The following is a 12343-nucleotide window of genomic DNA, read 5'->3' on the forward strand; positions in this document are numbered from 1 at the left end:
ACATTAAGGAAATTCAGATATCGCCAAAAGGAATGTTTTCCGGGAGAATTTCAGGGTAGCCCTATGTTCCCGGCGTCGAAGTCGCAGCATTCCGATCCAAGCGTCACCACATGCCGAAGAAAGTCGTCGCCCGCGCTCTTAAGATAGTGGATACCATAAGGTATTGGGGGCAAAGGTGGAGACGACTGCAGAGCCACGAGTCTACCGGACTGTACGAAATGTTCGCAGATGCGTGCGGGAAGATAGGCAATCCCGAGCCCTGACAGGGTCAGGGCCAACTGGGCTGAGAAACTGGATGTCGAGATCTCATTGTCGATCGTGACCCGCAAAGAGGTCAACCAAGCCTCGACCATTGAGCCCAAGCCCGATCCATCGCGTTGCCCGATCACTGTCCGGTGGCGCAATTCTTCCGGGGTCAGGGTTTCCAATCCGGGAGCATACGTTGGCGCCCGCAGCCACTTAAGTTCCACGGTCGACAGCACCGTAGTCTCGATCTCCCGCGTCTCGAATGCATTGGGAACGATCGCTGCGTCCACGCTTCCGTCGCGTAGCTTTTGCATCAGCGAAATTGATCCGTCGACCACAGGTGTTACGGTCGCGCCTGGATAGCTCTCGCGAATTCTGGTCAGCAGCCGGGGCAGCCAAGTGATGGCAGTTAGCTCTGTGACGCCAAGTCGCAGCGTCCGAATGTCGTGTTGCGGGTGGACAGCGTCCATTAACCGATCACGTTGGTAGAGAACTTCGGAGACTTGTGGCAGCAGGCGGGTGCCATCCTCGGTCAGCAATATTCGCCTACCGTTGCGGTCGAAAATGTCGACACCCAAGGCATATTCACCTTCTTGGAGGCGTTTCGAGATTGCCGATTGCGTGGTGTTCAGACGGTGCGCCGCTTCTCCAACACCCCCAAGCTTGGCCACCCAATAAATAGCTTCCAGTTGCTTGAGTGTGATCATCTACCGCACGCTCTCCGTTGAGCTCCGTAGCCAGAGCATGGCGTCGCAGGTCACTGTTTCAGACGCCCCGCGAAATCAGCCAGACGGTCGCAGGCTGCCGCGAGAACGTCAATGCCGCTTGCAATCGAAAGTCGGAAGGCCGGGCTGACGCCATAAGCTGATCCCTGCACGCTTGCTACCCCGTGATCCAGCAGCTCCATCACCACGGCTGAATCGTCGCTGAGAACCCGTCCAGAAGGACCGGCGCACCCAATCCATTCAGAACATCCAACATAGACATAGAACGCCCCTTGGGGTTCAAATACCGATAGGCCGGGTACGCTAGACAATCGCTGTACGACAAGGTTCTTACGCGCTCTGTATGCGTCGACCCATTGGGGCAGGAAATCGAGGCCGGAGGTAAGCGCCGCCCGCGCCGCTTCCTGGCTCACCGCCGCCGGGTTGCCACTGTTTTGCGATTGCAACTTCGCCATGGCAGCAACCAGATCCGACGGGCCCGCGGCGTAGCCGATCCTGAATCCCGTCATGGCGTAGGTCTTGGAGACACCATTCACAGTCAGCACCCTGTCGGCAAGATCAGGGTTTACCGCAGCAAACGAGCCCGCAGCGCGGTCAGTGAAGCGGATATGCTCGTAGATCTCATCAGTCATAACCATTACGGAGGGATGGTCCCTCAGCACCCCGCCGATCTGCTGCATCGTTTCAATGTCGATCATCGTTCCCGTCGGGTTGTTGGGAGAGTTCAGCATCAGCCATCGCGTTCTGGGGGTCAGAGCCCGGCGCAATCTGTCGGGATCGATCCGGTAACCGTCGCTGGCAAAAGTTTCGACGACGACAGGCTTGGCCCCGTGATAAAGCGCGATGTCAGGATAAGACACCCAATAGGGAGCCACGACCACAACTTCATCTCCAGGCTCAAGTGTGGCGGCCATTGCATTGAAAATGACTTGCTTGGCGCCGGCTCCGACGATCACCTCATCGGGTCGCACCTTCAACCTGTTCTCCCGGAAGAATTTCTCCACAATTGCTTGTTTGAGGGCCGCAGTTCCGCCGGGCGGAGTATACCGAGTCGCTCCCGCGGACATAGCCTCGGCGGCCGCTTGCAGAATATGCTTAGGTGTGTCGAAGTCCGGCTCGCCAGCCGTCAAGTCACAGATGTCCCGACCTTTTGCGATAAGACCGCGAGCATGGCTCATGGCGGCAATGCTCGGCGAGGGAGCAATTCGGCCTAGCCGGGTAGATATCTTCGTCATTGGTCGTCCTCCACGTTGTCAGCAAATGATCAGGCGAGGGATATTGCGTCAAAGGAAATATTTTTCGGCGACACATTCCTTTAGAGAATTTAAAATCGGGCGATCATATTCCCTTCTGGAAAAGTAATTATTCTTAATAGTCCTTTGACGAATGACCTTCACCGATGTTGGGTCGTCGACAAGGTTTCCTTCGGCTGTGTGACTCGCTCGTGAGGCTCTGGCGCATTGGCGGGCGAAACCAGCACCAACTAAAAGGACATCAAGTAGATGGATTTAGGACTGACAGATAAAACAGCGCTGGTTCTGGGTGGTGGAGGTGGCTTGGGATCGGCCATTTCTGCGTGCCTCGCCGCTGAAGGTGCCAATGTGGCCGTCGCCGATCGGGATGCAGAAGCTGCCACACGTACGTCAGAAGCGGTTTTGGCGGCTGGCTCAAGTTCGATCGTAATTCCCTGGGATTTGGCTGATCTAGACCAGATCAACGAAAATGTGGCCACGGTCGAATCGCAGCTTGGGCCAATCGACATCCTCGTGGCGCTAACTGGTGGCCCGCCTCCGGGCGAAGTTCAGGGCCAGGAATTCAATTCTTGGCGTACGCAGTTCGATGCCATGGTGCTGTCTGTCATTGGCATCTCGGATCGGGTTCTTCCAGGAATGCGCGGCAGAAAATGGGGACGCATCATTACGTCGACATCATCGGGCGTCGTTGCCCCAATTCCTAATCTTGGAATTTCAAACTCATTGCGAAGCACACTAGTCGGATGGTCCAAAACCCTTGCCTCCGAAGTCGCGCGTGATGGCGTGACTGCAAACGTAATCGTGCCCGGTCGTATCTTGACCCCACGCATTGCATTTTTGGATCGCAAGAAAGCTGAACGCGAAGGCAAGACCGAGGAAGATGCCCGAGCCGCGAGCCTCGCAAACATTCCCGCTAATCGCTATGGCAACCCATCCGAATATGCGGATGTGGTCGCATTCCTCGCTAGTGAGCGGTCTTCCTATGTAACTGGTAGCGTCATCCGAGTAGATGGCGGTTACATTCCATCTATCTGAATGACAGGACGTCACATGACCTATGCAGAACAACTGGCGGCGCTAACTGAAGTTTCAACAGCTACCATTACAACGGTACTGCTCAAGAAAGGGCTGCGGAACATTTCACTACGTGGACCTTCACCACGCTTGCCGGGACAGCCCCGAATTGCTGGTCCAGCGTTCACAATGCGCTTTGTTCCAATGCGTGAAGATCTGGCGACGCCAGCGGCGTGGTCCTCCCCAACGTCAACGCGGGTCGCGGTAGAGCGCGCTGCGCCGGGTTCCATAGTGGTTGCTGGCGCGCTCGGGCATCTCGATTCCGGTATATTCGGCGACATCCTTTGTGCCCGGCTGAAGCAGGTGGGAGCTGCGGGGCTTGTAACGGATGGTGCCATACGCGATATCGTAGGCATCAAGGAAAGCGGTCTTCCAGTCTGGGCCTCGGCAGTTGCTGCGCCGCCCGCGATCAGTGGCCTTAGCTTTGTCGGCTGGGATCAGGCAATTTCCTGCGGTGGAGTTGCGGTGTTTCCCGGTGATTTCATTGTAGCTGACGAGGATGGAGCCGTAGTAATCCCGAAAGACTTGCTCCCGGATGTTGTAGAGGTTTCGCTGCAACAAGAAGCAGAAGAGGCGTGGATTTTGGAGCGAGTTCTCGGTGGTGCGCCACTTTCCGGACTGTATCCCATGAACGCAGAGACACGAGATACTTACATGAAGCAATCCAAAAAGAAAAAATGAAAGTGGCTAGAAATTAGGGCGGGTAATCCTTGAGCGTTTTGTCTCCAGCATTTTAACGAAAACTGCTTCACAAAGGGTTCATTTGCCGAGAGTGCATAAGTGACCGCAAAAGGTTTGCCGCTGTGGAAAGATTTTCGCGGCGAGGCGGATAGTGCTTGTTAGCCCTCTTCCCCTTTGCGGGTAGGTTCAAGGTGGCATCAGTAAGCTAGCGCCACCTTGCTCCATCCGAACGATTGAACGGCCCAGAATGTTTGCGAGACGGATCATCCCGTGACCTGCGTATCGGCAGGCATCTCATTCCGGCGATCTCGCGCCGCTCCAAGATTTCCTCTTTGCACCTTTGAATGTAATATATATCGCGTGGCGATATTTCGCGCAGCGTGTCCGTTTCAACGGCATGAACTTGCGGGACCGTGTAGCACTAAACATCCAGGAGTTGAGACGCGCCCGCGGCCTCAGCCAGGAAGAGCTTGCTCATCGGGCCGACGTGAGCCGCGGCCATATGGGCAAGGTCGAGAACGCCAAGTTCGCCGCGTCGCTCGATCTGCTCGAACGCATCGCGAAGGCCCTGAAGGTCGACCCCGCCGAACTCTTTACAAAACGCTAGCTGCTTCCTGCCAGCCATTGATCGGTTCGGTCCCGATACGCCGCAATCGCTAGTCTAACGGTATGGCAGGAGTTCTATGCGCAAGAAAAAAACAGGCTGGCCCTTTCAGGAAGGGTTTATCATCGACGGAACGCAGGAAACCCACGTGTTCACCGACTACCGCTGGAACGATGGATCCGTGAGTCGGCGCCAGTTTGTCGATCCGGAAAGCTACGACGTCAGACTTGTCATCGTGCGGCCGTTTTCATTCAAGCCGCCGGGTGGCGAGGATCAGTAGGAGAACCACTCCGAATGGCCCATGTTACCCTCAAAGTCGCCATACTCGACCATGATGCTGCGGGAATAGAAGCGAAAAATGCCGCCGCCTGTCGGGAACGCGATCTCCTGCCCGCTTGCGGAAACGAATGTCGCGGGCCATGGGGTATACGATCCGTAGACCCGCTGGATGTAACGGCAGGTGCGGTTCTCGCGATCGCAGGAACGGACCGACCAATCCCACTCGCGCGGCTCGTCGCGCGGTTCGTAGGACCGCCCGGTGAACCAGATCACCTGGGTCCGGTTCAGCCATTCGTATTCCGGCAGGTTGGTGTCGAGCTCGCCCTCGCCACCCGGACGACCGAGCTCGACCGGCACATGGGCGAAGGTGCAGACCCCGAAGGGCGGCAGGCTCGGCCAGGGCGTGATCCGACGGATCATCGTGGAATACGCCCGCGCGCAGACCGCGCTCGGGGGGAAGCCACCCGCCATGCAGAGCATGATGGCGCAGTCGATGTCATAGGCCTGCGCCTTCTCCGGCGCTCCGAACGCCGCTATCGCCCTCACCGCCCCTGTCATCGCCTGTCGTCTCATGCCACTCTCCCGCAAAAGTTGCGGCACTATCGTGCATTATGTATTTATCTGTAATATGTCTTATTGACTCGATATGACTTCATGGATTTAAGCGCAGGAAGTAGAAGAGCTCTCATGGGGAGAGTCCGAACATGCCGATAGCGCGCAACCAGATCCTGATCACCATCGATGGTGTCAAAGACCTGTCTGAAAAGGGCATCGCGTTCCGCTGCCGGTATGAACTCGTGGGGTTCACGGACCATGGCAAGCCGCGCTACCAGTGCATCTACCTGTGCAAGGGCGAGCCGGAAGCCATCCTGGTCTCTACCCGCATTACCCCCTACGGGCCCGAGGCCCGAGCCGCGGTATTTCATCATATGGCCGGGGCTCTTCAAACATCATCTCGAGTTCGGTGACGGGCGCGATCTGCGCTTTGGCCCTGACTATAAGCTCATCCTCGAGGAGCGCGGCTGACGTCATCGCCTTCGGCCGCGACGGGACGGCCCGGACCTCCGGCTGGACCTTCCACGGAGAGAGGTCAGCCTGGGCTAGGCTGAATGAATCAGCTGAGGCCGGGCTCTTTCTGGCCTCGTTGGACGCCACGCCACCGTCCGGTCGCGACGACATCTTCTCCCTGATCCAGACGGCTGCCAACCGACATGAACGCAATCGCGCTCTGCGCCAGGTGCGTACGACTGGCAGATCCTGTTCCGCTCCCTGGTCGAGGCTGAGAGTAGCTGCAACACGGCCGCCGTAAGCCTCAAGGTCGCCTATGGCATCGGTCAACTGACGCCCGGTCCAGCTCGCCCCCTCGGTGTGTGTTCGTTGATTGCACCGATCTGCGGACTAAGACGTGCGCCCAAACTGGACTTGTCCCGATTTAGTTCCGGTCTCTTTCGAGCGATATTCGCAATGAAGGAGACACAAATTGGCACCAAGATACAGCGACGAGTTCAGACGTGATGCGGTTCGCATTGCAACAAGCAGTGGACTGACGCGACCTCAGATTGCGTCTGATTTAGGGGTTGGTGTTTCGACACTGAACAAGTGGGTTCAACACCATCAGAATGATGACCTGATGTCCGGCCCGCATGAGGATGTGGAGAAGGAGAACGCCCGCCTTCGCAAAGAGAACCGGCTACTCCGCGAGGAGAGGGAAGTGTTAAAGAAGGCGACGATCTTCTTCGCAGGCCAAAAGGCGTGAGGTTTGCCTTTATCGACACCTGGAAGAAGATCTGGCCCATTGAGTTTCTATGCCGCGTTTTGCGGGTAACTTCCCGTGGGTTTCGCGCCTGGAAGATCCGCCCTATCAGCCGAAGCCAGCGAGATGACATGGTGCTGTTGGCCCATATCAGAGAACAACACCGCCTTAGCCTGCAAAGCTACGGCCGACCTCGCATGACGGAGGAACTGCGCGATCTCGGTCTTGTTGTCGGGCACCGCCGGGTAGGCCGGTTGATGCGTGAGAACGCGATCAAGGTTATTCGAACCCGTAAACATAAAGTCACGACTAACAGCAATCACGCCTTCAATGTCGCCCCCAACTTTCTTGATCAGGACTTCTCTGCTGATGGCCCAAACCAAAAATGGGCAGGGGACATTTCCTACATCTGGACGAGCGAGGGATGGCTGTATTTGGCAGTGATCATCGATCTTTACTCCCGCCGGGTCATTGGCTGGGCGGTCAGTAACCGGATGAAGCGGGACCTGGCCATCAAGGCATTAGACATGGCAGTAGGGCTGCGAAAGCCACCCAAAGGCTGTATCCATCATACGGATCGTGGCTCTCAATACTGTTCAGGTGACTATCAGAAAAGTCTGAAGCAGCATGGATTTCTGGTCTCAATGAGCGGCAAGGGAAATTGTTATGACAATTCCATGGTCGAGACCTTCTTCAAATCTCTGAAAGCCGAACTGATCTGGCGTCAGAAATGGGCGACCCGCAGACAAGCAGAAGGAGCAATATTCCAATACATCAATGGGTTCTACAACCCGCGAAGACGGCATTCATCCCTTGGCGGGAAAAGTCCCTTGGCTTTCGAGAGACGGCCTCCTAACATGAGCTGAGAGACCGGAACTTTTGCGTGGCAAGTCCAAACCGGCTACCATACGTCCAAATTCCCTTGGCGAACCAGCAAATGAAGTTACCGTCAAGCGCCTGCGCAGCTGGCTCTACCGCAACAATAATCCTGGGGCTTCACCCACGAAGTAGTGAGTTCCGCTGCCATTTTCTGAGCGCCAAAGCCAGAAAGTATCTCTAGATAGAAAATACCGGTAGAGTATTTCGCCCCGATCTCATTGGCCAGGGCCACCGGACGGAAAATCGGTCCAGCCGTTCGAAATTGTATCTGAGCTAATGCGACCTACTTTTGTTAGCCGTTCTATCAACCATTGAGCGCCCGGGCCGAACTGACCGCCGGTGAGATAGGCACAGCCCATGACCAGGCGAGCGACACGAGAGTCGAATTCTTCCGGTCGGATGACCTTCAGCCGTCCCCGCTCAATGTCATCTTCAACCATATGGAAGGGCATGTTGCCCCAGCCGAGGCCGGCCAGCAGCATCGACTGCTTGGCACTAAGGTCTGCTAAGCGCCAAGTTCGCGCGGAGAGGACGCCATAGTCCCGCCCCGCAGTCAGGGCGGAGCGATCGGTCAGCACCAGTTGCACGTGCTGCTGCAGGACATGCGTCTCGATAGTTCCTTCGATCGCCGCGAGTGGGTGATTGGGAGAGACGACCGGAACGAGGTCGATGGCCAGCAGTGGAAAGCTCTTGAAAGCGGCCGTGTCACTAAAGATGAGTGGGAGAAGACCGATCACGCACGTTCCGTCGAGCACCAGTTCTGCTGCCGCGCCAAGCGGCTGCACGTAGACGCGCGGTTGGATGGTTGGAAACGTCATTGTGAAGGCGCGGAGCGCTTCGACAATTGGGGGAACCGGGAACATCGAGTCCATTACGATCGTCAACTCGGCTTCCAGCCCGCTAGCCAGACTCTGCGCAGCCTGCTGAAAAGCCTCCGACTCTTCGGCAATGCGTCTCGCACGCCACAGGAGCGTGTTGCCTGCGTCGGTCAGCGTCGGACGGTAGGTGGTTCTGTCGAACAGCGGCAATCCGATTTGCGCTTCGAGATTCTGTATCCCGTAGGTCACGGCCGACCGAGCACGATTCAGGCTACTCCCCGCTTTCGTAAAGCTTCCTTCGTCAACGACGGCAAGGAACAGGCGAATTTGATCGAGCGTAAGGGGAATCATGTTCGAATAATTAGTCCGAGTTGGTCGAAACTTCGACAGTTTTTTTGGGCGGCAAATCGCGATTTTAAAACACTCGAAAACCTTAGCTGCATTGGAGATCCCAAATGACTTCACTTCTCGCCATCAACGCCAGCCCTCGATACGATCTATCGACCTCCCGCAAGCTCACGTCGCTTTTCGTCGAAAAATGGCGGGCAGCACACCCAGGCGGCGAGGTGGTTGAACGCGACCTGATCAAGACCACCCTGCCGTTTGTCGATCTGCCTTGGATTGGCGGCGCGTTCATGCCTCCGGAGCAACATTCGCCGGAGAGCGCCGCCGCGATCAAGATATCCGACGATCTGGTAGCCGAACTGCAGGCAGCCGATCACATCATCATCGGCACGCCGATGTACAATTTTACCATTCCGGCGGTACTGAAGGCCTACATCGACCACATCGTCCGCGTCGGCGTTACCGTGGTCGATAACGTCGGACAGCTGACCGGCAAGAAGACGACCATCATCCTGGCCAGCGGTGGCGACTTCAGACCCGGCTCGCCATTTGAGACTTATAATCAGGCGAGCGGCTATCTCCGTCAGGTCTTGGGCTTTATCGGGTTGAAAGATCTGGACATCGTCCTGGCGGATCGTGCGCGCGCCGGGGACAGAGGAGAGAACGCCGTCGAACAGTTCGGCGAAGCTGTCAGCTTGGCTGCCGCGTCCTAAAGCTTGATCTCTCAAGGGGTTTGACATGAAAGTTGGGTTCATCGGCGCTGGTTGCATGGCTACGACCATGGGGCGTCACTTGATTAATGCCGGCCATGAGGTCGTCCTATCCAGTTCGCGAGGGCCCGAGGCGCTGGCAGTGCTCGTCGCCGAACTGGGACCAGCCGCCAGCGCAGGATCCAAACAGGAAGCAGCGGAATGCGATGTGGTAATTCTCGCTACGAATTGGGCAGATGCACCAGTAGCGCTCAAGAGGATCGAGTGGAGCGGTCGCATACTCGTCGATGGAACGAACGCCCACTTGGGCTCAGAGCCGGACATCAGCGCTGACGGCGTCGCGAGATCGGTTGCCGCTCTGGAGGGCCGTACGTCAAGTGAGACAATTGCTGCAATGGCACCCGGAGCCAGGCTGGTGAAGTCAATCAGCAATATGCCGATGGCATGGATACAGGACTTTTCGCCGCAGAAGCCGAAGACTGTATTGTTCGTGTCAGGAGATGATCGCGATGCCAAAGCACTCGTAGTCGAACTCATAGACTCAACGGGCTTGGTTGCGCTCGACCTCGGCTCTCTCTCTGAGGGCGGCAGGATGCAACAGCTCGGCGGCCCTCTATCAGCTATTGAATTGCACTTCGTCCGCCGCATTGTTCGCTAGGCCAAATTTGCGACGCGTGGCCGGTCTATTCCGGAACTGGTCGTTCCCTTTGAAGGATCCAAAATGTTTTCCGATGGACTGACGTTTGTAAGAGAAGTGGCCCGCATCGAAGACCCTCAATTTGTGCCGGGAAAAGTCGCCGGACACCGTGCGCGCCGCTTGATCGACGCACCGGATGCGGCATTCACCGACCCTTTCGTGCTGATGGCTGAGGATTGGTCTCCCCCGGGATTGTTCGGTTTCCACCCACATCGCGGAATCGAGACAGTTACCTTCGTCATCGAGGGGACGATTAAGCATCGCGACAGCGCCGGACATAAAGGAATCATTCATGCCGGCGATGCTCAATGGATGACAGCCGGTCGCGGCATACAGCACGAGGAAAACCCTCCGGTCGGAACTACCGCTCATACTCTGCAACTCTGGCTGAATTTACCCGCGGCCTGCAAGATGGCTGCTCCGCGGTATCAAGATTTGGTCGCGTCCGCCTTGCCGGTCCGAAATGAGGATGGAGTCGAGGTCAGGATTTTTTCCGGAGCCCACGGGGATATTGTCTCGACCACCCTCAACCATCATCCTGTTACGATGCTCGAGGTGCAAGTCGAAATCGGCGGGGCGTTTAGGTATTCTTTTCCAGCGACCGAGAATGCCTTTGTTTATGTCCTCGAAGGCACAATCGAAATCGGATCCGCGCACAGCCTTTTGAAGACTAGTCAGCTCGGCTGGTTGACGCGGTCGGAAGAGTCGGGACCGTCAGACCTTATTATTGCAGCGAAGGGCACTGCCGGCCGCTTTTTGCTTTTCACCGGTCAACCAATTCGGGAGCCGATAGCATTTGGAGGGCCCTTCGTCATGAATACGCAAGAGGAGATCAAGCAAGCTTTCACCGATTACCGTGCCGGGCGCTTTTGAAGCCCCAGTTATTTTTCCACCTTTAAAGGAAACACCAATGTACGACAAATCCAAGATTGCTGAATTGATCCAGTTCGCAGGGGTCGATGTCGGTTCGATCGTCATCGACGTTTATCCAGGCAACGGAGACTGGACCCGCCTCTTCTCTGACGCTGTGGGATCAAAAGGCCTTGTCTACAGCTTCGTCCCGGCCGAAGTGTCACACTTCAAGAACGATCCACTCGGCCTCATGCAAGCGCTCGCGAGGGAGCCGGGTAGAGAGAACGTAGAGGCCGTCTCAACGAGCCTTGGGGCTTTGCCGGAACTCATGCAGCCAGCAGACGTCCTATGGCTGCACCTGTTCTACCACGATCTCCACACCGGACTCATCCAGAAGACGGGGGCAACGGCGGCTCAATTCAACCGGGCGGTCTATGAACGGCTGAAGCCGGGTGGGTCCTACGTGATCGTCGACCACGCTGCCGCCGTTGGAGCAGGCGCGAATGAGACTCAGTCGCTGCACCGTATTGAGCCTACGTCCGTTCGCGAGGAGGTGGAGGCCGCAGGCTTCGTACTGGACGCTGAAAGCGCTATACTCGCAAACAAGGGCGATCCGCACTCGGCTAATGCGTTCGATCCCTCGGTCAAAGGCGAGACCGATCGTTTCGTATACCGGTTCGTGAAACCCTAACTTAGCTACTATTCACCTTCTGCTGAGGGTCTTGTCCGACAGGCATTGTTCTGAATCCCGTCACTTGACGAACTTGTGAGGACGGCGTCCACAACGACATGAGTGAGATGATCGGCCCGAGGCGCAAATGAAGGTAAGTCTGCGAGCCATCCAAGGGCAGACATCAGGCCAAACAGATCGTCCCCATTAATATCGGAGCGCGCCCGGCCTTCGCGTTGGGCGCGGGCCAACAGCCGTGCGCTCGCTGAGTGAACCTCAGCACATGATGCATAAAGTGCGGAATCCGGATTCATGTGTGCCGCCGCCATCATCGCGACTACGCCCCGCTGGCCTTGGGCGAACGCTATCCATTCGTTGAACCAAGACAAAATCGCGTCGTCAGACCGCGGCGAAGTTTCAAGCTCGTTCGCCCTCTGCGAGAGCGCGTCCAGTTTTGTACAAACTAATGCTTCAAACAAGGCTTCACGCGTCGGAAAATGGCGAAGCAGCGTAGCGAGCCCGACGCCGGCGCGGCGGGCGATATCGCGCATGGACGCGCTGACACCGTGTTCGTCAACGACGTCACGCGCGACCGTAAGGATAAGGTCGTAATTCTTTCTGGCGTCGGCTCGCATGTTTCGCCTTGATAAAGGGTTCAGTGATCCATATAAGCGGACCAGTGGTTCAATAGATAGCGTGCGCTTTTGCAAATGGCAACCGAGATGCCGTTCGACAGCTTAAACGCAGAAGCCACAGA

At 56.7% G+C, this 12343-nt stretch carries 15 protein-coding genes; 10 read left to right on the forward strand and 5 right to left on the reverse strand.

All coding sequences use genetic code 11. The annotated features are described in order from the left end of the window. Nucleotides 1-50: 50 nt before the first annotated feature. Both IMCC21224_RS19160 and IMCC21224_RS19165 read right to left on the reverse strand, forming a co-directional pair. Nucleotides 51-953, reverse strand: coding sequence for a LysR family transcriptional regulator (locus tag IMCC21224_RS19160; RefSeq protein ID WP_047996707.1), 903 nt, complete (start codon nucleotides 951-953; stop codon nucleotides 51-53). A 50-nt stretch (nucleotides 954-1003) separates the two neighbouring features. Beyond that, nucleotides 1004-2206 (reverse strand): pyridoxal phosphate-dependent aminotransferase, encoded by a 1203-nt coding sequence (locus IMCC21224_RS19165; protein ID WP_047996708.1) that lies wholly within the window; start codon nucleotides 2204-2206, stop codon nucleotides 1004-1006. Nucleotides 2207-2473: 267 nt separating this feature from the next. Between IMCC21224_RS19165 and IMCC21224_RS19170 the strand changes: the two genes are divergently transcribed. The 4 genes from IMCC21224_RS19170 to IMCC21224_RS19185 all read left to right on the forward strand — a co-directional run bounded on the left by IMCC21224_RS19170 (nucleotide 2474) and on the right by IMCC21224_RS19185 (nucleotide 4863). Next, on the forward strand, nucleotides 2474-3259 hold the full coding sequence (locus IMCC21224_RS19170; RefSeq protein WP_047996709.1) for an SDR family oxidoreductase: 786 nt from the start codon (nucleotides 2474-2476) through the stop codon (nucleotides 3257-3259). Between the two features lie 15 nt (nucleotides 3260-3274). Further along, complete coding sequence (locus IMCC21224_RS19175) at nucleotides 3275-3979, forward strand: ribonuclease activity regulator RraA (protein WP_047996710.1); 705 nt, start codon at nucleotides 3275-3277, stop codon at nucleotides 3977-3979. Nucleotides 3980-4415: 436 nt separating this feature from the next. Beyond that, the gene (locus IMCC21224_RS27280) at nucleotides 4416-4586 is read left to right on the forward strand and encodes a helix-turn-helix domain-containing protein (protein ID WP_231582126.1); all 171 of its coding nucleotides are present in this window, start codon (nucleotides 4416-4418) and stop codon (nucleotides 4584-4586) included. Between the two features lie 76 nt (nucleotides 4587-4662). After that, complete coding sequence (locus IMCC21224_RS19185; protein WP_047996712.1) at nucleotides 4663-4863, forward strand: hypothetical protein; 201 nt, start codon at nucleotides 4663-4665, stop codon at nucleotides 4861-4863. Here the strand turns inward: IMCC21224_RS19185 and IMCC21224_RS19190 are convergent. Continuing rightward, nucleotides 4857-5435 carry a hypothetical protein gene (locus tag IMCC21224_RS19190; protein WP_047996713.1) on the reverse strand — a complete coding sequence of 193 codons (579 nt, stop codon included), beginning with the start codon at nucleotides 5433-5435 and terminating at the stop codon, nucleotides 4857-4859. The genes IMCC21224_RS19185 and IMCC21224_RS19190 overlap by 7 nt on opposite strands. A gap of 131 nt (nucleotides 5436-5566) precedes the next feature. Here IMCC21224_RS19190 and IMCC21224_RS27285 point away from each other — a divergent pair, with 131 nt between their 5' ends. Both IMCC21224_RS27285 and IMCC21224_RS19205 read left to right on the forward strand, forming a co-directional pair. Beyond that, the gene (locus IMCC21224_RS27285) at nucleotides 5567-5830 is read left to right on the forward strand and encodes a hypothetical protein (RefSeq protein WP_231582127.1); all 264 of its coding nucleotides are present in this window, start codon (nucleotides 5567-5569) and stop codon (nucleotides 5828-5830) included. Nucleotides 5831-6342: 512 nt separating this feature from the next. Further along, a protein-coding gene (locus IMCC21224_RS19205) for an IS3 family transposase (protein ID WP_156178119.1) occupies nucleotides 6343-7481 on the forward strand; the annotation gives its coding sequence in 2 pieces (ribosomal slippage) (nucleotides 6343-6583 and nucleotides 6583-7481; 1140 coding nt in all). 228 nt (nucleotides 7482-7709) lie between these two features. Here the strand turns inward: IMCC21224_RS19205 and IMCC21224_RS19210 are convergent. After that, the gene (locus IMCC21224_RS19210; protein WP_197089230.1) at nucleotides 7710-8777 is read right to left on the reverse strand and encodes a LysR family transcriptional regulator; all 1068 of its coding nucleotides are present in this window, start codon (nucleotides 8775-8777) and stop codon (nucleotides 7710-7712) included. Here IMCC21224_RS19210 and IMCC21224_RS19215 point away from each other — a divergent pair. The 4 genes from IMCC21224_RS19215 (at nucleotide 8768) to IMCC21224_RS19230 (ending at nucleotide 11607) form a co-directional block, all read left to right on the forward strand. Further along, nucleotides 8768-9370 carry an FMN-dependent NADH-azoreductase gene (locus IMCC21224_RS19215; protein WP_047996716.1) on the forward strand — a complete coding sequence of 201 codons (603 nt, stop codon included), beginning with the start codon at nucleotides 8768-8770 and terminating at the stop codon, nucleotides 9368-9370. The two genes, IMCC21224_RS19210 and IMCC21224_RS19215, sit on opposite strands and share 10 nt — an antisense overlap. A gap of 25 nt (nucleotides 9371-9395) precedes the next feature. Beyond that, on the forward strand, nucleotides 9396-10025 hold the full coding sequence (locus IMCC21224_RS19220) for an NADPH-dependent F420 reductase (RefSeq protein WP_047996717.1): 630 nt from the start codon (nucleotides 9396-9398) through the stop codon (nucleotides 10023-10025). Between the two features lie 63 nt (nucleotides 10026-10088). Beyond that, nucleotides 10089-10937 (forward strand): pirin family protein, encoded by an 849-nt coding sequence (locus IMCC21224_RS19225; RefSeq protein WP_053079045.1) that lies wholly within the window; start codon nucleotides 10089-10091, stop codon nucleotides 10935-10937. A gap of 37 nt (nucleotides 10938-10974) precedes the next feature. Next, on the forward strand, nucleotides 10975-11607 hold the full coding sequence (locus IMCC21224_RS19230; protein ID WP_047996718.1) for a class I SAM-dependent methyltransferase: 633 nt from the start codon (nucleotides 10975-10977) through the stop codon (nucleotides 11605-11607). A gap of 8 nt (nucleotides 11608-11615) precedes the next feature. Here the strand turns inward: IMCC21224_RS19230 and IMCC21224_RS19235 are convergent, their stop codons facing one another. Next, on the reverse strand, nucleotides 11616-12221 hold the full coding sequence (locus IMCC21224_RS19235; RefSeq protein ID WP_047996719.1) for a TetR/AcrR family transcriptional regulator: 606 nt from the start codon (nucleotides 12219-12221) through the stop codon (nucleotides 11616-11618). Nucleotides 12222-12343 lie beyond the last annotated feature (122 nt).

The organism is Puniceibacterium sp. IMCC21224 (genome assembly GCF_001038505.1).
Lineage (GTDB): Bacteria > Pseudomonadota > Alphaproteobacteria > Rhodobacterales > Rhodobacteraceae > Puniceibacterium.